We start from the raw sequence: 337 nt of genomic DNA, 5'->3' as shown, positions 1-337 counted from the left end.
AAAGTTCATCACACAAGTTGCGTTACCATGGATACCCATTTTGTGCTCGATAGAACCACAGGTAACGTTGTTTTTCTCGCCTGGATTACCGTCTGCATCTGGCAACAACTTAGGTACGATAAACAGAGAAATACCCTTAGTACCTTCTGGTGCGCCAGGAAGACGTGCTAGAACAATGTGAACGATGTTATCAACCATATCGTGCTCACCGGCAGAGATGAAGATCTTCGTACCCGTGATGTTGTAGCTACCATCAGCATTTGGCTCAGCCTTAGTAGTCAAAATACCTAGGTCAGAACCACACTGAGGCTCTGTTAAACACATGGTACCCGTCCAC

Annotated in this window: 1 protein-coding gene; it reads right to left on the bottom strand. The window is 46.0% G+C overall.

The window, feature by feature from the left end:
- Positions 1–337 (bottom strand): acyl-CoA dehydrogenase family protein (locus tag A3756_RS05060; protein WP_197481181.1); only part of this gene is annotated, 337 nt, incomplete at both ends.

The sequence above is a fragment of the Oleiphilus sp. HI0086 genome (assembly GCF_001635225.1).
This window is presented reverse-complemented; position numbering and strand designations above follow the sequence as displayed.